19 protein-coding genes and 1 tRNA gene are annotated in these 26531 nt (G+C 43.7%); 18 read left to right on the top strand and 2 right to left on the bottom strand.

Going from position 1 to position 26531, the window contains the following annotated elements; translation table 11 throughout:
* The first annotated feature begins 71 nt into the window (after nt 1-71).
* The 12 genes from tilS (at nt 72) to G633_RS17320 (ending at nt 16913) form a co-directional block, all read left to right on the top strand.
* Entirely contained in the window at nt 72-1490 is a 1419-nt protein-coding gene (gene tilS / locus G633_RS17330) for a tRNA lysidine(34) synthetase TilS (protein WP_022767935.1), read from the top strand.
* Complete coding sequence (gene hpt / locus G633_RS0104080) at nt 1483-2007, top strand: hypoxanthine phosphoribosyltransferase (protein ID WP_022764867.1); 525 nt, start codon at nt 1483-1485, stop codon at nt 2005-2007. The genes tilS and hpt overlap by 8 nt, the downstream gene beginning before the upstream one ends.
* A 38-nt stretch (nt 2008-2045) precedes the next feature.
* Nucleotides 2046-3911 (top strand): ATP-dependent zinc metalloprotease FtsH, encoded by a 1866-nt coding sequence (gene ftsH, locus G633_RS0104075; RefSeq protein WP_022767934.1) that lies wholly within the window; start codon nt 2046-2048, stop codon nt 3909-3911.
* 218 nt (nt 3912-4129) lie between these two features.
* Complete coding sequence (locus G633_RS0104070; protein WP_022767933.1) at nt 4130-6223, top strand: alpha-glycosidase; 2094 nt, start codon at nt 4130-4132, stop codon at nt 6221-6223.
* A gap of 65 nt (nt 6224-6288) precedes the next feature.
* Entirely contained in the window at nt 6289-7152 is an 864-nt protein-coding gene (gene fba / locus G633_RS0104065) for a class II fructose-1,6-bisphosphate aldolase (protein ID WP_022767932.1), read from the top strand.
* A 91-nt stretch (nt 7153-7243) separates the two neighbouring features.
* Nucleotides 7244-7747 (top strand): GreA/GreB family elongation factor, encoded by a 504-nt coding sequence (locus G633_RS0104060; RefSeq protein ID WP_022767931.1) that lies wholly within the window; start codon nt 7244-7246, stop codon nt 7745-7747.
* Between the two features lie 32 nt (nt 7748-7779).
* Entirely contained in the window at nt 7780-8286 is a 507-nt protein-coding gene (locus tag G633_RS0104055) for a flavin reductase (RefSeq protein WP_022767930.1), read from the top strand.
* Nucleotides 8287-8318: 32 nt separating this feature from the next.
* Entirely contained in the window at nt 8319-9662 is a 1344-nt protein-coding gene (locus G633_RS0104050) for an ABC transporter substrate-binding protein (RefSeq protein WP_026519154.1), read from the top strand.
* Nucleotides 9663-9683: 21 nt separating this feature from the next.
* Nucleotides 9684-12770, top strand: a complete 3087-nt coding sequence (locus tag G633_RS19110) for an ATP-binding protein (protein WP_051199926.1) — start codon at nt 9684-9686, stop codon at nt 12768-12770.
* A 24-nt stretch (nt 12771-12794) separates the two neighbouring features.
* Nucleotides 12795-13991 (top strand): FprA family A-type flavoprotein, encoded by a 1197-nt coding sequence (locus tag G633_RS19880; protein ID WP_026519153.1) that lies wholly within the window; start codon nt 12795-12797, stop codon nt 13989-13991.
* Between the two features lie 32 nt (nt 13992-14023).
* The gene (locus tag G633_RS0104035) at nt 14024-15664 is read left to right on the top strand and encodes a DUF5722 domain-containing protein (protein WP_242838827.1); all 1641 of its coding nucleotides are present in this window, start codon (nt 14024-14026) and stop codon (nt 15662-15664) included.
* A gap of 1 nt (nt 15665) precedes the next feature.
* Nucleotides 15666-16913, top strand: coding sequence for an AAA family ATPase (locus G633_RS17320; protein WP_081664680.1), 1248 nt, complete (start codon nt 15666-15668; stop codon nt 16911-16913).
* 47 nt (nt 16914-16960) lie between these two features.
* Here the strand turns inward: G633_RS17320 and G633_RS0104025 are convergent.
* A tRNA-Pro gene (locus tag G633_RS0104025) sits at nt 16961-17034 on the bottom strand.
* A gap of 152 nt (nt 17035-17186) precedes the next feature.
* Between G633_RS0104025 and G633_RS19105 the strand changes: the two genes are divergently transcribed.
* A complete protein-coding gene (locus tag G633_RS19105) occupies nt 17187-18278 on the top strand; it encodes a GGDEF domain-containing protein (RefSeq protein WP_051199924.1) in 1092 nt (363 codons plus the stop codon).
* An 11-nt stretch (nt 18279-18289) separates the two neighbouring features.
* On the opposite strand, the gene G633_RS0104015 is transcribed toward G633_RS19105, so the two are convergent.
* Nucleotides 18290-19219 carry a radical SAM protein gene (locus G633_RS0104015; RefSeq protein ID WP_026519151.1) on the bottom strand — a complete coding sequence of 310 codons (930 nt, stop codon included), beginning with the start codon at nt 19217-19219 and terminating at the stop codon, nt 18290-18292.
* A gap of 387 nt (nt 19220-19606) precedes the next feature.
* Here G633_RS0104015 and G633_RS0104010 point away from each other — a divergent pair, with 387 nt between their 5' ends.
* The 5 genes from G633_RS0104010 to G633_RS0103990 all read left to right on the top strand — a co-directional run bounded on the left by G633_RS0104010 (nt 19607) and on the right by G633_RS0103990 (nt 26277).
* The gene (locus G633_RS0104010; protein ID WP_026519150.1) at nt 19607-21004 is read left to right on the top strand and encodes a sugar transferase; all 1398 of its coding nucleotides are present in this window, start codon (nt 19607-19609) and stop codon (nt 21002-21004) included.
* 19 nt (nt 21005-21023) lie between these two features.
* Complete coding sequence (locus tag G633_RS17310; protein ID WP_051199922.1) at nt 21024-22175, top strand: glycosyltransferase family 4 protein; 1152 nt, start codon at nt 21024-21026, stop codon at nt 22173-22175.
* Between the two features lie 2 nt (nt 22176-22177).
* Nucleotides 22178-22798 carry a VanZ family protein gene (locus tag G633_RS17305; RefSeq protein WP_155834907.1) on the top strand — a complete coding sequence of 207 codons (621 nt, stop codon included), beginning with the start codon at nt 22178-22180 and terminating at the stop codon, nt 22796-22798.
* Nucleotides 22795-23994 carry a glycosyltransferase gene (locus G633_RS0103995; protein ID WP_026519149.1) on the top strand — a complete coding sequence of 400 codons (1200 nt, stop codon included), beginning with the start codon at nt 22795-22797 and terminating at the stop codon, nt 23992-23994. Before G633_RS17305 ends, G633_RS0103995 begins: the two co-directional genes overlap by 4 nt.
* A gap of 195 nt (nt 23995-24189) precedes the next feature.
* Complete coding sequence (locus G633_RS0103990; protein ID WP_026519148.1) at nt 24190-26277, top strand: InlB B-repeat-containing protein; 2088 nt, start codon at nt 24190-24192, stop codon at nt 26275-26277.
* Nucleotides 26278-26531 lie beyond the last annotated feature (254 nt).

Raw genomic sequence — 26531 nt, 5'->3', positions numbered from 1 at the left:
GTTAGGCGCAGACATCTATACGGGGGGTTCGTATGAGTCTGCGCTTTTGATATTCAAGAAGCACGATTCTAATGGACAAATTCACATCAAAGGTACTTAGTTTCATAAAGGAAAACGGGATGTTATCCCCGGGGGATAAGGTTGTGGTCGGCTTCTCAGGAGGAGCGGACTCCACAGCTCTTTTAAACGTGCTCTGGGAACTAAGGGCCGTCCTGAAGATCGAGGTGGCAGCCATTCACCTAAATCACGGGATGAGGCAGGAGGCCGGGGAGGACGAGGAATTTTCAAGGACCTTTTGCCTTGAGAGAGAAATCCCCTTTAGATCGGTGGAGGTAAGCATCCCAAAGATGGCGAGGGAGCTGAAACTGACAGAAGAGGAAGCCGGAAGAAGAGCCAGATACGAGGCCTTCGAGCTTTTTGCAAAAGAGATCGGTGCCGGGGTCATAGCTGTTGCACATCACAAAAACGATGTGGCGGAGACTCTTCTCATGAACCTGACGAGGGGGTGCGGGCTTCACGGGGCAGCAGCCATAAGGCCTGTGAGGGACAACATCATAAGACCGCTTCTTTGCGCAGACAGGAATGAGATTGAGAATTACCTTCGGGAAAAAGAGATCTCTTTTTGCACAGATAAGACCAATTTTGAAAATATCCATACCAGAAATATCATCAGAAACCGCCTGATCCCGGAGTTTGAAGAAAATGTAAATCAGAAAGCCGTAAGTCACATGGCAAGGGCAGCAGCCTCTTTTGAAAAGGCGGATGAGTTTGTAAGAAGCTATGCCCGTAAGGTATTTGAGGACATTGCTGAGGTTTCTGAAGAGGCGGTTAAGATTGACGTTACGGCGCTTCTTAAGGAAGCTGACATCATCAGGGAAAACGTAGTACTGATGGCATTTGAGGAGCTTGTAAAGAGCCGCAAGGACATTGGATTTGTCCACGTGGATGACGTTCTTGGGCTTACTGATGACATATCGGGAACAGCATCGGTGGACCTTCCCTATGGTCTTAGAGCTGTAAGAACATACAATATTCTTTATTTGGGACCTGTGGAAAACCGGATGACTTCAGATGAGGAAATAAGCTTGTCCCTCGCGGATGGAGAGGAAACTGAAATAGACATTCCGGGACTCGGAAGGGCTCAGATTGCAGTAATTTCCTACGATGAACAAAAAGAAGTCCCCACACAGACATATACGAAATGGTTCGATTATGATAGAATACAAGCAGTTTCATTTCGAAAGCGAAGACGGGGCGACATCATCCGGATAAGTCAGGGAGGGGAGCTACATTCCAAGGAACTGGCCAAGTTCATGACGGATGAGAAGATACCAAGACCTGAAAGAGACAGTATATACATTCTCTGTGACGGGGATGAAGTTATGTGGGTTCCGGGCTATCGAATGAGTGATGCTTACAAGGTAAGTAAAGCTACTAAAAGGGTTTTATCAATAAATATCAATCAGACTGGAGGAAAGAGTAATGGCTGAATCTGTACGTATATTACTTTCAGAAGAGGAAGTAGACAAGAGGATCAAGGAACTTGGAGAGGCAATAAGCAGGGATTATGCGGGCGAGACCGTACACCTTGTATGCGTCCTTAAGGGCGGTGTTTTCTTTATGTGTGAGCTTGCCAAGAGAATCACAGTTCCTGTAACAATGGACTTTATGTCTGCATCAAGTTATGGAAGTTCAACAAAATCCAGTGGTGTAGTTAAGATCGTAAAAGACCTTGATGAGCCCTTAAAGGACAGACATGTACTTATCGTTGAGGATATTGTGGATTCAGGCAGAACCCTTTCATATCTGATCAAGATGCTTGGGGACAGAGATCCTGCCAGCATCAAGCTCTGCACACTTCTTGATAAGCCAGAGAGAAGAGTAACAGATGTAAAGGTTGATTACACAGGATTTGAGATTCCTGATGAATTCGTGGTTGGATATGGACTGGACTATGACCAGAGATACCGTAACCTTCCTTATATCGGAGTAGTTGAGTTCAACTGATCCGAAGGAAAGTATTGTTAAGAGGGGAAAAACGCAAGTTGAATCGTTCAAGGAACTTTAATTCGATATTTATTTTTGTGATCGTGCTTCTTGTGGCCGTTGTGGTCCTGGAGTACGGAAGAGGACTGGTGGATAATTCAGGACCTGCTTATAACAGGGCTTCTCTTGAGAGAGACGTTGAGGCAGACAGAGTTCTGTACGCAGTTATCACACCTAATTCCGAGACGCCGACAGGCCAGGTAAGAGTAAGCTTTAAGGATGAGACCACAGACGCAAGCTTTTACTCAACGGATGTTGTTGATATTGAGAAGTATCTCACTGAGAAGGGCGTAGGCGTCGAGGTCAAGGATGTCCCTTCGGAAAATGTACTTATAAGTGGCATAATTCCCATAATTGTGGGATTGATAGTCATGGTATTTATCTTCTCGCTCTTTTCCAACATTCAGAGCCAGGGTTCAGGCAACAGCAAGATGATGAACTTTGGAAAGAGCAGAGCCAGAATGTCCACAGGTGAGGAAAACAAGGTTACCCTCAATGAAGTGGCAGGTCTTAAGGAAGAAAAGGAACAGCTCGCTGAGATAATCGAGTTTTTGAGAGACCCCGAGAAGTTCACCAAGGTTGGAGCAAGAATTCCCAAGGGAGTTCTCCTTGAAGGTGCTCCCGGAACAGGTAAGACCCTTCTTGCAAGAGCAGTTGCGGGAGAAGCGGGAGTTCCGTTCTTTAGTATTTCAGGTTCAGACTTTGTGGAGATGTTCGTAGGTGTCGGCGCATCAAGAGTAAGAGATCTCTTTGCGGATGCAAAAAAGAATTCTCCATGTATCGTGTTTATCGATGAGATCGACGCAGTAGCAAGAAGACGTGGAACAGGAATGGGCGGCGGACACGATGAGAGAGAGCAGACACTGAACCAGCTCCTTGTTGAGATGGATGGTTTTGGTGTCAACGAAGGTATCATCGTAATGGCAGCAACAAACAGAGTAGATATCCTTGATCCTGCTATCTTAAGACCGGGTCGTTTTGACAGAAAGATCACTGTTTCAAGACCTGATGTGGGCGGAAGAGAGGAAATCCTCAAGGTTCATGCCAAGAACAAGCCCCTTTCCGATGACGTAGATATCAAGCAGGTGGCACAGACCACAGCAGGATTTACCGGAGCAGACCTTGAGAACCTTCTTAACGAGTCTGCAATAAGGGCAGCCATCGATAACAGACAGTTCATCAAGCAGGAAGATATAAACAAGGCCTTTATCCAGGTTGGAATAGGAACAGAGAAGCACAGCAGGATCATCTCTGAAAAGGAGAAGAAGATCACCGCTTACCATGAGACAGGACATGCGATCCTCTTCCATGTACTTCCCGAGGTTGGCCCTGTTCACACAGTATCCATCATTCCTACAGGCCTTGGGGCAGCAGGCTATACAATGCCACTTCCCGAGAACGATGATATGTTCCTTACAAAGCGCAAGATGCTTGAGGATATCATGGTTTCTCTCGGCGGAAGGATTGCTGAGGAGATCATATTCGGCGAATCTGATATCACGACAGGCGCTTCCAGTGACATAAGAAAAGCTACTCAGGAAGCCAGAAGCATGGTTACCAAGTACGGTATGTCCGGTAATATCGGTGTCGTAAACTATGACGACAACGAGGAAGACGTATTTATCGGCTATGACATCTCTCACACCAAGAAGCACTCTGAGCTGGTGGCAGGAGAGATTGACCAGGAAGTTAAGAACATCATTGATAAGTGCTACAAGAAGGCCAAGGAGATCATCCTCCAGTATGAGGACGTTCTTCATGCAAGCTCCAAGATTCTGATCGAGAAAGAAAAGATCGGAAGAGAAGAGTTTGAAGCCCTCTTTGAAGGCCACACCATCACTGAGGATGTGGATGTAGAACTTTGATTGTGAAATATGCACAAAAACATGACGCTGTTTTTGACAAATTTGTGAAGTATTAGTCTTTACGTGGGTTTGAGGGGATGCTAGTATAATAGGCGTAACCCCCCAATACATTATATAGTTTTTTGCTATACCCCATAAGAAAGAAATACCTTCTCTAAAAAGACAGCTACCCCGCTGTCTTTTTTACTTTATACGAAAAAATATTTAAAGGAACTACTATGAATCAGTCGGCATTCTTTCACGACATGACCTTGGATTATCTAAGGCCTGCGGAACCAGATATCGGGCGTATTACGGATTTCAGATTCAGATGCGCTCATGGGGAGGCTTTGCAGGTTTATTTGGTGTACGGATCTGAGAGCAGAAAGATGAAGCACTCCGAGACTGATAACGGTTTTGATTACTTTGACGTTTCAATAAATATAGGCAAGGATCCATTCAGATATCACTTTGAGATTACAGGAAAAGACGGAAGTTTCTGGCGCTATGACAAAAGAGGCGCTGTTTCTGATGTGATGGAGAGTATGAGATTCCTTGTTATCCCGGGATTTTCCACACCGGAGTGGGCCAAAGGTGCGGTTATGTACCAGATATTCGTTGACAGATTCTGTAACGGCGACCCGACTAACGATGTGATGACCGGAGAGTATTCATACAGCGGATTTAAGGCCAAGAAGGTCGATGACTGGGGGAGCTACCCCGATCCTAAGACGGACTTTTGTGAGTTCTACGGGGGTGATCTTCAGGGCGTACTGGACAAACTTGATTATCTGAAGGACCTTGGAGTAGAGGTTATCTACTTCAATCCATTGTTTGTTTCTCCGTCCTGTCACAAATACGATATCCAGGACTATGATCATATCGATCCTCACTTTGGTAAGATTGTTGAGGATGGTGGCGACATTCTCCCTCAGTTTGAAAAAAACAACAAGAGGGCAGAGCGCTATATTAGGCGCGTCACCAATAAAAAGAACCTCGAGGCCTCTGACAAGCTCTTTGCCAAGGTTGTGGCAGAAGCTCACAAGAGAGACATAAGAGTCATTTTGGACGGAGTCTTCAACCACTGCGGATCCTTTAACAAGTGGCTGGACAGAGAGCTCATCTACGAGGATGCAAAAGGGTATGAGAAGGGTGCCTATGTGGCAGCCACAAGCCCTTATCGAAAATATTTCTCATTTTCTCAGGACAAGTGGCCCTACAACGCAAGCTATGATGGCTGGTGGGGGTACGATACCCTGCCCAAGCTCAATTACGAAGGGTCAAAAGAGCTTGAGGACTACATTATAAGCATAGGCAAAAAGTGGGTTTCGGAGCCCTATAACTGCGACGGCTGGAGACTTGATGTGGCAGCGGACCTTGGACACTCTGAGGAGTACAATCACAGATTCTGGAAGAGGTTCAGGGATGAGGTCAAAAAGGCCAATCCTGAGGCCATTATCCTTGCTGAACACTACGGACCGGCAAAGAGCTGGCTAAATGGCCATGAGTGGGATACCGTCATGAACTATGACGCTTTTATGGAGCCTGTAACCTGGTTCCTTACAGGAATGGACAAGCACAGCGACGAGTTCAGACCGATACGTGTGGGAAATGCCAGAGAGTTTTTTGATACCATGCTCTATGCAGGGGGCGAGAATTTCACAATGCCTTCTCTCTACACAGCCATGAACGAGCTCTCAAACCATGACCACTCCAGGTTCCTTACAAGGACCAGTCAGAAGGTGGGAAGGTGCGATACGCTCATGTCTTCATCGGCTGACACAGGTATCAGAAAGCATGTGATGAGACAGGCTGTAATGATACAGATGACCTGGCCCGGAGCACCTACACTGTACTACGGAGACGAAGCAGGAGTCTGCGGATTTACTGATCCCGACAACAGGAGAACCTACCCCTGGGGCAAGGAAGATAAGCAGATGCTCGCTTTCCATAAAGAGATGATCCGTATTCACAAGGAATGTCCGGAACTTAAGACAGGTTCCGTAAGAGAGCTATATGCCGAGAACAACTTCATGGCCTATGGAAGATTCAACAGAACCGCGGCTGTTGTGGTTGCAATAAACTTAAATGATTACGAGATCACAAGAGATATTCAGGTATGGCCCATGGGAATCCCGAGGGATGCCAGGTTCAGGCAGCTGATTGTCTCTGACAGCACGGGATTTGACGTTTCACCAACTACAAAGACCGTAACGGACGGAGTTTTGAGCCTTACAATGTCCAGAAACACAGGATACGTTCTTCGATACGATAGTTTCGAAGCAACAACGGATGAAGAATTCTGGACAGATAACTTCTTTGGGTTTGATTAAACAAAACAACAAGTATATAATGGTTTTAACCATCAAAACTATCAAATATAAAGGGGAGAAACAAAATGTTAGTATCTGCAAAAGACATGCTTGTAAAAGCAAAAGAAGGCCACTATGCAGTTGGTCAGTTCAACATTAACAACCTTGAGTGGACAAAGTCAGTTCTTTTAACAGCAGAAGAACTTAAGAGCCCTGTAATCCTTGGTGTATCTGAGGGCGCAGGTAAGTACATGACAGGTTTCAGCACAGTTGCAGCTATGGTAAGAGAGATGGACAAGAACCTTGGTATCACTGTTCCTGTAGCTCTTCATCTTGACCACGGCACATACGAAGGATGCTACAAGTGCATCAAGGCCGGATTCACATCCATCATGTTCGACGGTTCTCACTACGATATCGAGGAGAACGTTGCAAAGACTTCAGAGCTCGTTAACGCAGCTCACATGCTTGGCCTTTCAATCGAGGCTGAGGTTGGATCAATCGGCGGCGAGGAAGACGGTGTTGTAGGAATGGGCGAGTGCGCTGATCCTGCAGAGTGCAAGAGAATCGCTGATCTCGGCGTAGATATGCTTGCAGCAGGAATCGGTAACATCCATGGTAAGTATCCTGAAGGATGGCCCGGACTTAGATTCGACGTTCTCGATGCAATCCAGCAGCAGACAGGTGTAATGCCTCTCGTTCTTCACGGCGGCACAGGAATTCCTTCAGACATGATCAAGAAGGCTATTGACCTTGGCGTATCCAAGATCAACGTAAATACAGAGTGCCAGCTTTCCTTCGCAGACGCTACTCGTAAGTACATCGAGGCAGGCAAGGATCTTGAAGGAAAGGGATTTGACCCTCGTAAGCTTCTTGCTCCCGGCGCTGAGGCTATCAAGGCTACAGTTAAGGAGAAGATGGAGCTCTTTGGATCAGTTGGCAAGGCTTGATTCAGGTAATAGACAGATTTTCCGGAAGGGTAGAGCCAAGGCTTTACCCTTCTTTTTCTTTTAAATTAAATGATCAGGGGTATGGGTTTAAATGAACAACGAATTAACCAAAAAAGACATCGAAGATATGGAAGCTGAGATCGTGCACAGAAAGGTAGTTGTGAGAAAAGAGCTTTTGGAGCACGTAAAGGAAGCAAGAGCTCAGGGCGATCTCTCGGAGAACTTCGAGTACTACGCAGCAAAAAAGGCCAAGAATCAGAATGAGAGCAGGATCAGATTCCTTGAGAGAATGATAAAGACAGCTCACGTTATAGACGATAATACTAAAGACGACGAAGTAGGAATGAATAAGACCGTTACCATCAGAATGGAAGATGACGGCAGCCTTGAAACCTACAAGGTAGTGACCACGATGAGGAAGAACTCCCTAAAAGGCCTCATCAGTATTGAGTCTCCTTTGGGCAAACAATTACTTGGACATAAGGTAGGAGACCGTGTTACTATTATAGTGAACAGTGAAATTAGTTACGATGTAACGATAATGAACATAGAGAATACCGGATTGACCGAGGAGGATACCATAAGGGATTTCTGACTCGGGGCTCTTAAGAGAAGTGGAGGGAATACATGCACGTTTTTCAGCCAGTTGATCCTGTCGATATTGAGCAGGGAGCGTATACTTTTGACGGTACCAAATTTCTTGTTACAGCAGGAAGCGGAGGCAAGGTAAACACAACCACGGCCAAATGGGGTGGCGCAGGTTATCTCTTTGATAAGAGAGTTGTTTATATTTTCCTTCGTGGTAAGAGATATACCAGGGAACTCCTTGATGAAGCCGGTGAGTTTTCACTGAGCTTTCTTAATCAGCAGGAATTTAGAGGGGCCTTTAAGTATCTTGAGGCCGTTTCCGGAAGATTAGAGGATAAGATTGCCGGTGCCCGTCTGACAGTTAACTACGATGACGGGATACCTTTTATTGACGAGGCCGACAATGTCATAACAGCAAGAGTACTCTACAAAAAGGACTTTAGGGAGGATGGTTTTGTAGATAAGAGTCTGGCGGATGAATATGAAAAAGATGGAGAATATTATATCGTCTATGTTGGGGAAATTAAGAAGATCATGATCAGATGACGACTGAGTAAGGCTATTTATATGAGGTACATATGAAGAGCAGGAAGCTAAGAAAGATCTTTGTAAGTGTTTTTTCCGCAGTAGCTGTTCTGACAGGTGCGCTCAGTGGCATAAATGTTGCCGGGGCGAACCTGTCTTTTGGTGCGGAAACTCCTGAGACCCACGTACTTAAAGGGGTGGAGTCTGCCCCGGCATCAGGAAAAGAAGAGGATGTCACAACGATCAGGATCGGAACCTGGTACACTGAGGACAATCTAACCAATCTTAAGGCATATCTGGCCGAAGAATTTCCAAATTATAATTTTGAATTTGAATATATCGGGAAGAGTAATTACGAGCCCATTATGGATGCGAAGCTTTCCTACAAGGGAGCTCCGGATATTATTTACGTCAACCAGGAGATGGCTGAAAAGCACGCCATTACCGGCTATATTGCCAACCTTTCGGATATAACCGAGAAGTTTAACAGAGAGGCAAGGATTGCTTTTGGCTACGGAAACGCAGTTTATGCAGTTCCGAACACCTCGGAGCTGGAATGTATCTTTTACAACAAAGACATGTTCAGCGCAAAAGGAGCAAGCGTTCCAACGGATTTTGCCACATTCATAGGAGCCTGTGACTACTTCAGGGTAGTGAGAAAGATAAGACCACTGGCAGCGAGCCTTAAGGATCCATACAGCTTTGCCAACAGCGCCATGGGAGTTCTTGCAGCAAATTATTTCTCCACCGACAGAGGAAGTGGCTTTGGAGGAAGACTACAGTACGGAAGAACATCTTTTTCGGAAGAACTTCGTCCCTACATGAAGGACTGGGAGACACTTCTTGAGCACAAAGTCCTTACGCCGGAAATGTACACCATTGACGGTAAAAGAGCTGTCGAAGAATTTGTGAGTGAAAAGGCAGCCATGATAGTCGGAACCCCTGAGACATTTCTTGCCATCAAGGAAGCAAGGCCTGATATGAATATCGGAACCATGCCCTACTACGGAACGGACGGAGTGGGAATGGCGATAATAGGTGGATGCGACCTGGGATTTGCACTTAATTCAAATGCGCTTAACTATGATAAGGCAAAAGAAGTGCTGGCTTCTCTTTCAAGAGTTAAAGGCCAGGAGGCTCTCTGGAAGGACAGACCCGGAAGCCAGACATATCTGGAAGGGTACGCTTTTAACGTAGATGAGGCATATAAAGGGATTGAAGTTTGCTACAAAAAGGGACTGGTGTTTACTCCCTGGATGGACTGGGGAAAGGACTTAAACAGAAGAGTGCACTATACCTACGGAAGAGAACTTCAGAAAGTGCTTCTAAAGAGAGAGACGCTGGATGAGGCGCTTGCCAACGTAGATAAGCTTGTATATGAGATACTCCACGAGTGATAAGTAAGGAGCGGCTAAAGAATGAGAAGGATTGGAAGGATTGGAAGGTTCGGATACGCGAGCAGCATAAGGAAAACCCTTATCCGGGTATTTGCTGTGCTGATCATAGTTCCCATCTTATTGCTGGGAAGCTATTCTTATATTGTTGCCAGAAATAACCTGATCGAGCAGACTAAGATCGCCATGATAGGAAACGTGGATGTTATCTCACACGGTATTGAGAACGGTGTCAAAAAAGAAAATGACGTCGTAAAGTTCTTTTCCTATGAAGACGAATTCAGAAAAGCGCTGGAGAGAGTAAAAAATGATCCGTATACCCTGACAGAGGAGCTCAATGATGAGATCGAGCCCCTTATCTGGTATTACCTGAGCAGCGACACAAATATTGAGTCCATAATCATATATTCGGATCTCATAGACGGCGAGCATATGGGGGACTTCCTTCTAAAGCCCACCACCGACAAACAGCTGCAGTGGTATCAGGAGACAAGTGAGGAATACAGCGCTTTTTGGGATGTTGACGATGACGGAGGAGTATATCTTATTAAAGCGCTGCTGGACTCCCCGACATCCTCAAAGCGCATAGGAATGATCGCGCTTAAGGTGAAAGAGGGCGAGTTCTTTTCCATAGTAAACAAGACCGGTTACCTCAATAACGGTATCATAATCCTTGACTCCAACGGAAAGACCGTCAATCACAGAAAAATTGATGATACAGCCCTTGAAGAGAGGATCCTGAGCGATATAAGAACCGGAGAAGTTGAGGAGTTTCACGCAACCGGTGAATACTTTATTGCAGAATCTCAAGGTACGGCAAATGGCTGGACACTCTATTACTATGTAGACAAAAACGAGATCACGGCTGACGTATACAGCATACTTTTATCAGTCATCGTAATTGCTGTGGTGCTCTTTTTGGCGGCATTTGTATTCGGCCAGCTGTTTGCGGATCGCTTCAGTAAGAGGCTTGGTGCCATCAATGATATGGCGCATGAGATTGAGAAGGGTAATTTTGACGTTAAGAATCCGGATACCCACAATGATGAGATAGGACAGCTCTCCGAGTCAATGGAATCCATGGCAGATACCCTGAACAAGATGGTTCGGGAGATCGACAGGATGAACAAAGAGCAGCTCATGCTCAAAGATAACGACATTCATTACAGAGAGTGGCTCTTTGATTTCGTGGTTGAAAAGAACAATGATATCCTGGCAGTTATAAGCGGAGACGGCTATGAGGCGAGCTTTATCACGGCCAATGCCGAGGCTGTGCTTGGTATACCGGCAGACGAGCTGAAAGCAGACATAAGAAACCTCGATAAGGCTCAGAGAAAGGGCGAGGACAAGAGGATTGACGAGGCTATTGAGGATGCGAGAAAGACCGGAGATACTCAGCTCTTTGATGAGATAAGGCTTAAGAATGTAAAGACAAATGAGCATCTCTACTACCGTGGAATCATCGTTTGCACCATTGATGACGGCGGAAAGAGAATGGCGGTTGCGCTCTATGACAGAACTCAGGAGTTCAGGCGTAATCATCAGCTTCAGGAGGCTCTTAGTGCTGCGGAGACGGCAAACAAGGCAAAGACCAGCTTCCTCGCCAACATGTCCCATGACTTCAGGACACCTATGAATGCCATTACCGGCTTTAATCTGCTGATTGATAAGCATGCAGATGAGCCGGATAAGGTAAAAGAGTATACTCACAAGATTTCCCTAGCGTCGCACAATCTGCTATCACTTCTTAATGATGTTCTTGATATGAGTAAGATTGAGTCCGGAAAGACCACGCTGGATATTCAGGAGATGGCTATAGGACTGCTTCTTGAGGAGATCAACTCTGTTATCGGCTTCCAGGCTAAGGCCAAGGATCAGACTTATACTGTTAAGATTGAAAACATGCAACATGACGTTTTCATGGCGGACAAGCAGAGAGTCAATGAGATACTCATGAATATCCTTGGAAATGCTGTCAAGTATACTCCTGAGGGAGGAAAGATCGACTTTACCATTTCTGAGTCCGATTCTTCTTCGGAAGGCTTCCAGAATGTAAAGTTTGTTATAGCTGACAACGGAATCGGAATGAAGCCGGAGTATAAGGACAAGATCTTTGATGCCTTCTCGAGAGAAGAAAAGGGCGCGACCAAGACCATCCAGGGAACAGGACTTGGAATGGCCATCACTAAGAGTCTTGTAGAGCTTATGGGCGGAACCATAAGGGTTGAGTCTGAAGAGGGCAAGGGAAGTACATTTATTGTAAATCTGCGACTTAAGGCGGTAGAGACCGGGGATGTGGATTTCTGGAAGGCCCATGGAATGCACACGCTTCTTACTGTCAATGGAAGCTTGACGGATGATAAGGTTTATAAGGAAAAATACAAAAATGACCAGATGGATTCCACAGTGGCCACAGGCGGATATGAAGCCCTGAAGCTGGTGGAGGAAATGGCGGCAAAAGGCAAGGCTTACGATCTTATAATTGTAGATGAAAACTATGATGACATGGAGCCGGCTGAGGTAATAAGAAATATCAGAAAGAAAGATAAGAGTCATCACAGCGTAATCCTTGCAGTTACCGAGTTCTTCGAGAAAAATGAGGATGCTCTCAGAGAAGCCGGCTGCAATGAGGTTATGCAAAAGCCGGTATTGCCGTATAACTTAAGGACTACCATAGACGAGATCACCAAGATAGAAACATCAGCCGCAGAAGAACCAAAGAACCCTCTTGAGGGCATGAAGTTCCTGGCTGCGGAGGATAACGATATCAATGCGGACATCCTGATCGAGCTTATGGATATGTACGGGGCAAGCGTGACAAGAGGCGTCAACGGACAGGAAGTTGTTGAAATGTTCAAAGCCGCAAATGAAGGCGACTATGATATGATACTTATGGATATTCAGATGCCTGTCATGAACGGTTATGAGGCAGCTGCGGCCATCAGAGCTCTTGGAACCGACTGGGCTCAGACCATACCTATCATCGCCATGACTGCCAATGCCTATGCCGATGATGTTCAGCAGGCCTTTGATGCCGGGATGAACGCACATGTTACAAAGCCTATTGATATAAAGGTTGTTGAAAAGACAATCAGTGAATTTAAAAAATAAAACAGCAGAGAGGAGTTACAAAAAATGAAGGGAATCAAAAAGGTTGCAGACGGAATTTTCTGGATCGGAGGGAGTGACAGAAGGCTTGAGAGATTTGAGAACATCTTTCCAATACCGGAAGGCGTCTCCTATAACAGCTATTTTATAGATGATGAGAAGACTGCAGTGTTTGATACTGCCGATATCACCGTGGCTGACCAGTACATTGAGAATTTAAAGGAGGCTCTTGGGGACAGGAAGCTTGACTATCTTGTAGTGCTTCATATGGAGCCGGATCACTGCTCACTTATAGATAAGGTGGTAGCTCTTTTCCCTGAAGTTACAGTAGTTGGCGGTAAGCAGACCTTTACATTCATGCAGCAGTTCTTCCCAGAGTCTCAGGGCTTTAACAAGCTTGAGGTAAAAGAGGGAGATACGCTCTCAACCGGCGCTCATACTTTCAGCTTCGTGGCAGCGCCCATGGTTCACTGGCCTGAAGTTTTATTCGCTTATGATGACAAGAATAAAGCTCTTTTATCTGCGGATGCCTTCGGTACCTTCGGAGCACTTGACGGTGGAATATTCGCGGATGAATTTGACTTTGAAAAAGATTTTCTTGCCTCAGCCAGAAGATATTATGCTAATATAGTTGGAAAGTATGGCCCTCAGGTACAGGCGGTCCTTAAGAAGGCAGCAGGACTGGACATTCAGATGCTCCTGCCTCTGCACGGACCTGTATGGAGAAAAGACCTTGACGTGCTCCTTGATAAATATCAGAAATGGAGCACCTATGAATCTGAGGAAGATAGTGTTATAGTAGTATATGGCAGTCTCTACGGACATACAGCCAGCGCTGCTGAGGCAGTGGCTGCATCTCTCCGTGATAAGGGTGCCAAAGGCGTTAAGGTTTATGACGTCTCCGGAACGGATGTCTCATACCTCATCGGGGAAGTATGGCGCTGCAGGAAGATCGTCCTTATGTGCCCGACTTATAACAACGGGGTATATCCTCCAATGGAGAACTTCATAAACGACATGGCAGCACTTGGTGTGCAGAACAGGGTATTTGCCCTTGCTCAGAACGGCACCTGGGCGCCGGTTACCGGAAAGCTCATGAACGATAAGCTTTCAGGCCTTAAGAACGTAACCGTTCTTGAAAATGTATTAACCATCAAGAGTGCGCTCCATTCATCGGATGCTGAGGCACTCAATAACTTCACGGATGCGATCATGAACGCATAAGTGGATCAAGTTGGAGGTTTGTTGTGAAAAAAATGAATTTAATGAAAAGGATCTTTGCCGGAGCAATGGTGGCTGTGACTATGATCGCTTCTGCAAAGAGTGCAGCAGTTGTTTCAGATTTCAGCGGAGCTGTGGCTGAAGCAGCCGGAAGACCGGTAAGCATTACATCCTGCACAATTCAGGGGGACAACGTTGTTGTAAATGTTTCATGCAGTTCTGTTCCTTCTTCATCAGACGGAAAGTTCTATCTCTACGCTGATGAGGTTTATCAGGACGGCTGTGTTGGCAAGATTGTTGCCGAGACAGCAGCAGGAACCAATGCCACATTTACTTTCCCGCTCAATCATTACACTGCAGAATCTAATCTTTCAAAGAAGTTCCTTGTAGCTGTAAAGAGCGGCTCAATGGTTCAGGTAAGTGACGAGCACTACATCACAAACCCTGAGGCTAAGGCTACCAAGACCGTAGCAAGAAATGACCACGGTATGAAGGGTATCCTTCCCAACAGCGCAGATGCAGCAACATTCAAGGATCTTGGAGTTGCTCAGATGGTCTACAACCTTTACATGGGTGATATCGTAGGCCCCGGGGATGGATCAAACGTAATTCCTTTCTCATATAACGGAGTTGATTATCAGTTTAACGGTGCAGCTCTTGCACAGTATGACGGATTTGTTCGCTGGTGCAGCGCTAACAACTTCCAGCTCACCATGACTATTCTTAACAACAAGACAGCAGCCGGCGCAGATCTTATCCATCCTCTTTCAAGAGATGCCCATGTTTGTCCCGGATATGCCATGAATACCAAAGAGGACGGAGGCACACAGCACCTTAAGGCTATCGCAGCTTTCCTTGCTCAGAGATACTCAGGTGGTGCATACGGAACCGTTGATAACTGGGTAATCGGAAACGAAGTAAACGCAAGAACAGAGTGGTATTACCTTAACTCAACAAACATTGAGCTCAATGTCAGCGAGTATGTTAAGGCTTTCCGTATCTTCTACAACGAGATCAAGTCTGTAAACGCTAATGCGAGAGTTTACACATCCTTCGATCAGGAGTGGAACAGAAAGTCAAATCCCGGATGCTTCCTTTCAAAGGAGTATATGGACAGATTCAACTACTACATGAACCGTGAGGGTAACATCGACTGGTCACTTTCAGTTCACCCTTACAACGCTCCACTCTTTGATCCATACGCTTGGAAGCAGCAGTCACAGTATGTAAATACAACACTTGCAACTCCATATATCACAATGGAGAACATTTATATCCTTACAGATTACATGTGCCAGGCATCTTACCTCAATCCTGCCGGAGCGGTTAGAAACATCTCTCTTTCAGAGATTGGCTACACATCAAGCTTTGGTGAGGATGCTCAGCTGGCATCTATCGTGTATGCTTACACTATGGCTGAGAACAATCCATATATCTCAAGCTTCATTCTCTTTAGAGAGACAGATGATGCGCACGAGATGGAGAGTCACATCGCTCAGGGTCTTAAGAACCTTGACGGCAGTAAGAAGATGTCTTATGACGCATACAAGAATCTTGGTACAGCAAACGCCGCAGCTGTTAAAGCTCAGGCATCACAGATTATAGGACAGGACGTAAACGCCCTTGTAACAACAAGAACTTTCCTGTCAAGAAAAGGTTGGTTTTTGAACGATTGATATGGAAAGAGATAAAGAATTAGAAACACTCAAGAAAATTACAAATATGCAGAAGGACCTGTTGGGAAGCCTGTACGGAGACTTCTTCTCCGCAGCAGGAACGGGTTCAAAGCCTGAAGCACCGAGCTTTGAGCCAAAGAGCGAAGGTCCTAAGAACGGCAGCGTATACATTCCACCTGAGGATAAGAAAAGAGCCGAGGAGGCAAAAGCACAGGGACAAGATGCAATTACCAATGCCAATGACGCCTTAGAGGAGGCGAAAGCTCTTTTTGCAAAAGATAATAATGTAAAGCCCGCCGAGCCCGAAGAGCCCAAGGAGCCTGAAGAGGATCCTATGGAGACCCTCGATAAGCTCATCGGCCTTACTACAATCAAGGATGATGTAAAAGAGCTTACGGCATTTGTTAAAGTTCAGAAGGCAAGGCAGGAGCAGGGACTTAAGTCAGTTCCCGTTTCACTCCACCTGGTATTTACGGGTAATCCAGGAACAGGTAAGACAACTGTAGCCAGGATCATTGCTCAGATCTACAAGCAGATCGGTGTTCTTTCAAAGGGACAGCTCGTTGAGGTTGATCGTTCGGGACTTGTTGCCGGATATGTCGGACAGACAGCGATAAAGACCCAGGAGCAGATTGCTAAGGCCAAGGGAGGAGTTCTTTTCATCGATGAGGCTTATGCCCTTGCACAGAAGGATGATGCTTTCGGTCAGGAGGCTATTGATACGATCCTTAAGGCCATGGAGGACAACAGAGATGACTTTGTTGTTATCGTAGCCGGATATACAGAGCCCATGAAGAAGTTCATCGATTCCAACCCGGGACTGAAGTCCAGGTTTAACAAGTACATCGAGTTCCCGGATTATAACATTGATGAGCTTGAAGAGATCTTCAACATGAACTGCAAGAAGTACGACTACATCGTACCTGAGGATGTTAAGCACCAGATCAGAGCTCTTATCACAGCAAGGAAGATTGAGAACATCGACAACTTCGCCAATGCCAGGGAAGTAAGAAATCTCTTTGAGGAGATTATTACAAATCAGGCTAGAAGGATCGCTGCAATGGCGGAACCCAGCGAAGAGGATATGATGACCATTCTTTTAGAGGACCTTACCGATACGGTTAAGAAGCCTGAGGAAGAAAAAAAGGAAGAGGAAGCTTCCACAGAGCCTGCTGCAGAGGAGACTCCTGCAGAGGAGAATGTTCCTGCAGAGGAGGCCGAGCCTTCAGTTGAAGCAACAGAAGAATAATTTAGGCATAATAAAAACCAGTCTACATAAGTAGGCTGGTTTTTTCGTCGAGGCGACAAGATTCGAACTTGCGGCCTCTGCGTCCCGAACGCAGCGCTCTACCAAACTGAGCCACGCCTCGATTGACATTTTTGATGCCGACTTACCTATTATAGGAGAAAATGCTGTGTTTCGCAAGGGCTATCGGCCAGACGAATATTTAATTATTTTTTAACATTCATTTCTGTCCGGATAACGTACAATTGAGGTGTGGAAAAATATAAAGGTGGGTACATGGGAGAAGAGACTTTAAGGGACAGAACGTATAAAGAAATATCCAATGGTGATTATCTGGATAACAGTCAGTACATGGTGGTGGCTGTTTCTCTTGGAGTTACGCATTTTTTGATGGAGTTCTTCTATATCTGGATTGGCTGCACTCCAATGATCATTATCAACATTTTCAGCTTTCTGTCGTATGTTGTCAGCGTATTTTTGATATCTAAGAGAAGACATCTGATGACTGTATGGATAATGGAGGCTGAGATCTTTTTGCATGTGATTTTTGCCAGTATTTTTCTTGGGATTAAATGTGGATATCATCTGTGGCTCTTTGGTACATTCTCCAGTATATTTCTTCCTTTCTTCATTCCGAATCTGAGTAAAAGGCCCAAAAAGCAGATTGGAGTTTATGCAATTACTATAGTGCTGGGCTTCGAGATTCTTGTTTTCCTTGGAAAACACGGATACTTACCTACAAAATATAATGTTGATGAGAACTTGGCTGAAATACTTTACTACATAAATGCAGCTCTTGGTTTTATCTCCATTATGATCTACACCTCGATCTATAACCAGAGAATGGCTATGAAGAATGAAGAGATGACATATGTGGCCGAGCATGACTCGCTTACGGGAATCTTCAACAGAAACAAGATACAGGGTATCCTTGAGGCGGAAATACTAAGAAAAGGTGACATCAAAGAAGGAAATCTCTCAGTTGCCATATTGGATGTTGATCATTTTAAGCAGATCAATGATACATACGGACATCTGACAGGCGACAGCGTCCTTAAGAGCATTACCGAATGCTTCAAAAAGTATCGTGACAAAGGCCTTATCTACGGAAGATGGGGCGGAGAAGAATTTCTTTTGATATCTCCCGAAACAATTTCCTATGATGAGTTCGGAGAAATGCTGGAGGATCTGAGGATGACCGTTGAAGCCCTGCAGCTTACTTCCGGAGGAGAGACTATCAAGGCCAGCGTATCCATAGGCGCAGCAGCTTACGAAGAGGGCCTTAGCATGGATAAGCTTGTGCAGAGAGCTGACGAAAGGCTATATATAGCCAAGGAATCAGGAAGGAATAAAGTGATAGTCGGCTGACAATCATTTTTCTAATACTTTTTCTCAACGGTGTGAATGCTTGTTGTAATTATTTCTTTATCAGATGAATGCGCTCCCTCATCAAATTGTACCAGACTCTTTATCTTTTTAAATGAGTGGTATAATATGTGGTTTTTATAAAATGTTCTTATCAAATAAGGCCTTTGCAATGCCAAATGTTTCATTCTTGTTACAAATGATTCATCATGTTCCAAGCCCATCAAGCAATATTTGCAAGAATCCATCATTTTAGTATCAGATATATAGGCCTCAAGTCTGTTCCGAAAATCATCCGCAGATATCTTTACTCCATCCGTTATTCGCAAATCCTTGTCTAGTTTTATACCATGCCTCTTCTCAAGATAAAGGTTAGTTGTTTTTGGTCGCATACATTTATAATAATATCCATTAAAAATGCAGCAACCATCTACTATTCTTCTGCAATTATGATATCCTTGCTGTGCTTCACCTTCTGATATACTTATGGTGTCAATTTCATTAAAATAACCTATAGATTTGATATAATAAGTAAAGTTATGCTTTTTCGACAACGGTTTTAAATAATCAGAAATCACCTTTACCGAATCTTTCATTTCCGGATAATGCGATATTTCCAAAACATCAATTGTATCCATTAATTGAGGTGATAATCTTTTATATAGTAAGCCGTTCGATAACACTCTATATATTTCGGCCATCTTCTTATCTCTTGCGTACGAAATATACTTATCCAGGTTCTCACATAATAATGGCTCTCCCCCCATAAATGTCATAAACCCAAAGTGAACATGTTTGGATAAGTTGTCTATATCCTTTATGAACTGTTCTAACGGATAATAACTCTTATCTATTAGATTGGCATGACAGTTACACAGATCACAATTAAGATTACAATGCTCAATTACCGGAACCTCAGCATGAGGAATATATTTTTTTTCCATTATATTAAAATGCTCCCGCAATAATTTTACAAATCCGTAGTCAATGAGACGTTTCTGTTTTAGTCACTTTTACAAACGAAAACAAAACCGCGTACTTATCATATCACTTCATGAGCACATATTCTTCGATATTTTCTCCATCGCGTCCGGTAGAATTTTTGCATTTTCGGCTTTTTTTAAATGGAGCTTCTTATTCGCGATACTTGTTTTCGAAAAAAAGTTTCATTTTAAACATTAAGTTTTGAATTAATTATAAACTAATTATAAATTAATTATAAACCCCCGGTGTTTATTTTTAAAAGAATGTGTGTTATAATTTTTAGACTGTAATGTCGGGTGATATTGATAATATGTTAACATAGTGTTGACTTGTGTGGAGAAAATGTTATGAATCGCTCAAATAGTGGGGCTTCTTTTGATATAGTACATGTTGTTTTGGACATATTTGTTCACGTCATATCGTTCATTATTTCTTACAATGTGTGGGGCAGAGGGATTTATACCGCTCATGAGTGGGGAGCCTTTGCAACGGTATACATTGTATCGATTATTATTTTCCTATTATGTAACAGGACACTAAATATTTATAATTCAACCATTTTCTTTTATCTGGATAGAATCGTAAAGAGGGAGTCCGTTTCCTTCGCACTTGCAGTATGCTGTGCAGCGGTAATCTTTTTGAAGGCCTCTTATATAGAGTTTAATGTAGAATTCATGAGGGGACTCTGTTTAGTTACCTATGAAGTTATGATTCTGGAAATTCTGTTCTTTGAGAGGATATTGGACAGGATCATCATGCGTAAGTACATTTCCAGGGTGCTTTATGTTGGTAGTAAGGATTCCTACAACAAGTTCAGATATTTCCTTAAAAAAACATCTATCATCATCAACGAGATTGGCTATGTGAGCTATGATGATAATGACGATTCGCTGGAATACATTGGCAAGCTCTCAGACCTTGAGAAACTCATCAGAAAATACAATATCGATCAGGTCTACATGTTGCAGAAGAGGGATATGGATATCAACAACCTGCAGAAGTATGTGGATCTCTGTATTGAGATGGGGGTAACCTGCCGTGTTATTGTGGATACCTTCAAAAGGCGTAAGTCATTTTCCTATGTCAGCAGCATAGGAACATACCCCGTGACGACATTTCACACTGTTACCATGAACACTTACGAGAGAGTATTCAAAAGACTCTTTGATATATGCTTTGCATTTGTAGCTATTGTTTTGACTTCTCCTATCATGCTTATAACGGCAATAGCTATTAAGCTTGACTCCAAGGGGCCGGTGTTCTTTAAGCAGGTTCGCGTGGGCAAGAACGGAAGGCACTTTAAGATGTGGAAGTTCAGGAGCATGTACCAGAACGCCGATGAGTTGAAATCCTCACTTATGGAGTTTAATGAGATCGAGGACGGCATGATGTTCAAGATGAAGGATGATCCGCGAGTTACAAGGGTCGGAAAGTTCATCCGTAAGACCAGCATCGATGAGCTGCCACAGTTTTTTAACGTACTGTTTGGATCTATGAGTGTTGTGGGTACAAGACCCCCGACAACAGATGAGGTTGCCAAGTATTCCACTAAGCAGTGGAGGAGGATAAGCATCAAGCCCGGTATTACCGGAATGTGGCAGATAAGCGGAAGAAGCAGCATCACAGACTTTAACGAAGTGGTGGAAATGGATACCAAATACATCGATGAGTGGTCGCTGTGGCTTGACTTCAAGATTATTCTGAAAACAGTAGCAGAGATTTTTATACACAAGAACGCGTATTAAGCAGTAAGGGTTACGTATCATGAAGATAGCAATGATAGGGCATAAGAGGATTCCATCCAGGGAAGGCGGAATAGAGGTCGTGGTTGAGGAACTGTCGACCCGTCTTGTGCAGATGGGACATTCAGTTACCGTCTACAACAGAAAAGGAAAGCACGTATCCGACAAGAATGCTGACCTGGAGGCTCACAAACTAAAAAAATACAAAGGTATCAGAATAGTAAACGTACCTACCCCGCAGAATAAGGCAATGAATGCTTTAGTTTCTTCTTTTGTTGCCACACTTTATGCGCTGGTTGGTAATTACGATGTTATACATTACCACGCCGAGGGTCCATGCATGATGCTGATGATACCCCATTTCTTTGGAATCAGGACAGTTGCCACGATTCATGGTCTTGACTGGCAGAGATCCAAGTGGGGAGGCCTTGCTACAAAGGTGATAAAGCTGGGCGAGAAAATTGCGGCACTTTATGCGGATGAGGTTATAGTCCTTTCCACCAATGTCCAGCAGTACTTTAAGGACACTTACAACCGTGATACCATCTATATCCCAAATGGCGTCAATCCGACAGAGTTCAGGGATCCTGATATCATCACTAAAAAGTTCGGCCTTGAAAAGGAAAAGTATGTGCTGTACCTTGGCAGATTGGTGCCTGAGAAGGGTGTGACATATCTGCTGGAGGCTTTTTCCAAGGTGGATACTGACATGAAACTCGTCATTGCCGGTGGAACCAGCCACTCAGATGAATATGTGGAACAGATAAAAGAAATGGCTGCGAAGGACAAAAGAGTTGTCCTGACAGGCTTTGTTCAGGGAAACCTGCTTGCTGAGCTGTACAGTAATACCTATCTGTATGTACTGCCCAGTGATGTGGAAGGTATGCCCATAAGCATTCTGGAGGCCATGAGCTATGGCAGGAAAGTCCTTGCAAGCGATATTCCTGAGAATTCAGAGGCTTGTCGCGACTATGCCATGTATTTCAAAAAGTCCAATGTTGATGATCTTGCAATGAAGCTCCAGGAAGCATTAAACCATCCGGATGCTTTTCATACCAAGGACGAAATCATGGAGTACTGCTATAAGAGATTTGACTGGAACAAGGTTACCGGTGCCAGTGTAAGGCTGTATATCGACGCGATTTTGAATGTTGAGAGGATAGATCAGGTATAAGTGTGGAAAGCTTAGGAATGATTTTGAACATGAACAGCGGCTTCATACATGACTTTGCAGTAGTACTTAAGAAAGAAACCGAGGGGATCAACATTGCTGACCACTTGGTAATGCTGGTGGTGGAAACGCTGGTGATCTTATTGCTTGGACAGGCGTTCTTGAAAAAGGGATGGATATCTAACAAAAAGGTCATTTACATCATGTTGGTGCTGGCCTACATCAATATGCTGTTTTCTATAACGATATTCAATCGAATGCCGGGATCAAGGGAAGGAATCATCCACCTTAACATAAATCTCGGATTTGGACTCCGAACAGGTCACCCCTCATCATGGGGGCTCACATTCAGCCTTTTAAATATCCTTTTGTTTATTCCCTTTGGGATACTGGCTTACCCTATTTTCAGGAGTTATAAAAGGGTGTTAAGGATATTGGTCGTTACAATGGCAGGAGCTTTAACCAGCCTTGGTATAGAATGTATCCAGCTTGTGACCGGAAGAGGGATGTTTGAAATCAGCGACTTCGTTACAAATACGGCAGGGAGTTTTATAGGAGTGGTAATAGCCGCTGTTTTTTACCACATAAAAGAAAGAGTTATGAAGGGCAAGGCAACTAGTATATGAAGATATTGTTTGTTAATAAATTTCTATATCCCAATGGCGGATCAGAGACCTATATTTTTAAGCTGGGAGAAGCGCTTACAGCCAGGGGACATGAGGTTGAATATTTCGGAATGGAGCACGAGGGCAGATGCGTCGGCAACAGGGTCAATGCGTATACCTCCGACATGGATTTCCACAATGCGAGTAAGCTCACTAAGCTTACATATCCGCTGAAGACCATCTATTCTACAGAAGCTCGCAAGAAGATAAGACTGGTTTTGGATGATTTTAAACCGGATGTTGTACACCTCAACAATTTCAATTATCAGTTGACTCCATCCATAATCCTAGAGATTGTGAAATGGAGGAAGGAGACGGAGCATAAGTGCAAGATAGTATTTACTGCTCATGACTATCAGCTGGTTTGCCCTAACCATATGTGCAACAATCCTGCTACCGGGGAGAACTGTGAGAAGTGTCTTGGCGGCAGTTTTATAAACTGTACAAAGGGCAAGTGCATTCACGGAAGTACTGCTAAAAGCTTTATCGGAACCCTCGAGGCTTCTTTCTGGAAGCTGAACGGGGCTTATAAATACATCGATACATTCATTTGTTGTAGCAGATTTATGAAGACAAAGCTGGATACCAATCCGCTTTTTGCAAAAAAGACTGTGGCAATACATAACTTTATAGATAAAATTCCATGGGTCGATATGCCTAAGGAAGATTATATATTGTATTTCGGAAGATTTTCTGAGGAGAAGGGCATTGGAACGTTGTTAGAAGCGGCCAAAAGAATGCCTGAAGTTAACTTTGTATTTGCCGGAAAAGGGCCACTTGAAAGTCTCGTTGACAGCGTAGAGAATATTAAAAACGTTGGATTTAAAAGCGGTGATGAACTTGCGGACCTGATCCGCAAAGCCAGAGCTTCCGTATACCCGTCAGAGTGGTATGAGAACTGCCCATTCTCTGTAATGGAGTCGCAGCTCTATGGAACACCGGTTATCGGGGCAGATATAGGTGGAATACCTGAGCTTATACAAGCCGGTAAGACAGGACTTCTGTTCAGGAGCGGAGATGTGGATGAACTGTGTGATAAGATCCATATCCTCTGGCAGGATGATGCCAAGGCTAAAGAAATGCATGATGCCTGCAAGGAGCTGAACTTCGATACGATAGATGAGTATCTTGAGAAACTGATGAAGATATATAGGTAACGGTGTAAACCTTTAAGTTATTATTATATTATGGAAATTTAACACATACTTAATAAAGTCATAAACGAAATAATGTTACAATTAATGTGCTTGCAAATGGTATTTTGCAAGCACATTTTTTCGTTTTTGGGCATAGTAAGTAGACGTTTTTTAGTGACCTTCTGTTTCCGTTAATCCAGATAAGGAGGAAAAGATATGTTCATAAGAAGGCTTTTGGCGGCTGGAATCGCAGGAGTACTGGTTGTTGCTACGATTGGTGCAGACAGTATTACAGTACGTGCGGGAGAAGATGATGTTATTATTTTTGATTTAGACGAACCTACGACGGAAGATGTCGAGGAAACTGATGAAGAAAACAAGTCTGATGAACCTCTTATTATCCCGGACCCGGAAGAAGATGCTGCTGATGATTCTGTAGAGGAAGAGGATCTTTCCGAGGATGCAGAAGAAGAGCTGGAAGAGGATGCCTTATCTGAGGAAGAAGAATTAGATCCAGAACTGGAAGCACTAGTAACGTATGACACATATTATATTGAATTTATTCCGGGCGATGGAAAACTTATTTCAAGTCTGGACTTTGGTGAAGATGTATCGAGCTGGGAGTATGATGTCAGCAGTGGAATTATGACTATTACTGTTCCTGGCGAAGTTAAAATTTTGAAATCTGTAAATTATGCGCTTGTTGTTCCTGATGGGAGCAAGGAGTTTGATGGATGGTACTTTGATGAATTGTATTCAGAAAAAGTTGATTTCGATGAAGGCATAACACTGGCGCAGGAAGAAAGAATAAAATTATATGCGAAATTTAACGATACCGGATATCAGTTTGACGATGTTCCTATTGCAATGGATGAACCTATAGCCGAAGCCGCATTGCCATTGTCAGAAGGATTTGCATCAGAAGAATCATTTGCAATTAATGATGACATAAGTGAATATGAGCCTATTTTAGAGAAATCAATAGATTTCGAAGATGAAGAAGTACCTGAAGCACCACCTGAAACTCCGCAGAAAGATTATGTAAATCTTGATGAGGCAGCGCTATCTGGTAATGTACCCGTTCAGACCTACAGGGAGAGTGGCGGTACTCCGCAGTCTGTCGGCGGCGATGTGATAAGCCTGTTTAAAAATGGCAGTATAACAGTCAGTGCAGGAGGAGAGGAACTTCAGTACGTAGATGATAAAGATGCTTCATCAATTTCAGAAGAAGGATATTATTTTACAGTTGTAGATCCAGCTGAAAGTAATTCTGATGTAAATCGTAATATAGATGGTGACAACTATGTAACTCTTGTTCCCACTGATGCACCGGAATACAACCTGGTTGAAGGAGAATTTAAAGTACCTATTACCATTACGGCTTTAGAGCTGGCTGTAACTGTCACTAACGGAAGACGTTACTATGATGGAGATCCCGTACTTGTATATAACGACAATGGCAGTGTCAACAATGAGGAGACAATAAAAAGGCTTGGTGCAGTTGTAACAGATTCCAATAATGAAGCGGTGTCAGCTGATAGGTACACCATCTCAGCAGCGAGCGACAGTGCTGAAATAGGAACAGTAGCCGTTATTTTTGAAGGAAAACCTGAGAGGGGCGTAAAGGGAAGACGGACTAAGAATATCAAGATAACCAGTAGACCGGTGAATAAAACTGATGTGGCAGTAAGCTTTATTGATAGTAAGCTTGATCCTAACAATGTGCCTATGGATGGAGGAAAGGCAACACCAGGTGTCATAGTCAAGCTTGCTGCTAATGGGAAAGAGCTTGTCAAAGATAAAGACTACTCTGTTACATATTCCAACAATGATGCTGCAGGCAAAACCGCGGGTGTTACTCTTGAGTTTGCGGGCAATTACAGCGGAACATTAAGCAATGCCCTTACATTTACAGTGGCAAAGAATGTCCTTAGTAAGAGTACAGTAGTGGCAAGTGCTGCTGATAAGAGATATAGCTTTTTCTCACGGTTTACTTCATTTAAATCCACTCCTGTTTTGGAGTATGGTGACAAAACTCTTAAGCTGAACACTGATTACGAATATGTTGATCAGCCAAAGTATTATTACGCAAAAGATTTAGTAGAAAAGAATTCCAGAGGCCAGGTTACATATTCGAGAAAAACCGGACAGCAGATTCCTGATTCGGAGACTGTTCACAGAGGTGCTACGATAGAGTGTAGATTCAGTATAGTACCTTCATCTTCCAGCCAGGAATATACAGCGAATATGAAAAATGGAAATTACGTTCCAATTAATTACGTGGTTACTTATAGTATGAAATAGTGACAAATTATGAGGAAATAATAAAAAACTTAATTTCCAATAAGTTTTGAAACTCAATTGGAAATTTAGGAATAAAAGCTCGGAAAATTCAGCATTTCTGTTGATTTTCCGAGCTTTTATTGTATTATCATTGGGTAAGCATACATGCTCATTATCAAAGAGAGAAACTGGCAATGTTCTATGATTTCTGGGTGAAGCTTTCAAAGGATTTGGGTGTGATGACAGCGTTTAATTCCAGATAGAGTGGAACCACA

Origin of the sequence: Butyrivibrio sp. FCS006, assembly GCF_000424525.1 — a bacterium.
Classification (GTDB): Bacteria; Bacillota; Clostridia; order Lachnospirales; family Lachnospiraceae; genus Butyrivibrio.
The sequence above is the reverse complement of the archived record's forward strand: the minus strand, read 5'-3'. Positions and strand labels throughout refer to the sequence as shown.